The organism is Halorubrum sp. SS7, assembly GCF_005435055.1.
GTDB lineage: Archaea > Halobacteriota > Halobacteria > Halobacteriales > Haloferacaceae > Halorubrum > Halorubrum salinarum.
Genome location: NZ_SGXV01000320.1, coordinates 1 through 448 on the forward strand (window position 1 = coordinate 1; position 448 = coordinate 448).

Here is a 448-nt window from a genome sequence, read left to right on the forward strand (position 1 = left end):
CGGTACGACCTCCAAGCGGCGGCGAGCCTGATCGCGATCGTCCCGGTCGCGATCCTCGTCGTCATCGCACAGGACAAGATCATCAGCGGCCTCACGCAGGGTGCCCTCAAGGAGTAACCATGTCACGAGTCAAACTCACGGACGTCACGAAACAGTACGACGACGTAACGGCGGTCGACAACATGAACCTCGACCTGAACGACGGCGAGTTCATCTGCCTCGTCGGTCCGTCGGGCTGCGGGAAGTCCACGACGCTCGAAACGATCGCGGGACTCACCAAGCCCACCTCGGGCGAGATCCTGATCGGCGACCGAGAGGTGACGAACCTCCCGCCGAAGGACCGCGGGATCGCGATGGTGTTCCAGAACATCGCGCTGTTCCCGCACATGGACGTGTACGACAACATCTCCTTCGGGCTCCGGCTGCGGAGCTTCCCCCAAGACGAGAT

1 protein-coding gene and 1 pseudogene are annotated in these 448 nt (G+C 62.5%); both read left to right on the forward strand.

Annotation, left to right across the window (positions count from 1 at the left end):
• Positions 1 to 117: pseudogene (locus tag EXE44_RS21690) on the forward strand (carbohydrate ABC transporter permease); the annotation flags it as partial.
• A gap of 2 nt (positions 118 to 119) precedes the next feature.
• Positions 120 to 448: ABC transporter ATP-binding protein (locus EXE44_RS18205; protein WP_137718063.1), on the forward strand; the 329-nt coding region annotated here is incomplete at its 3' end.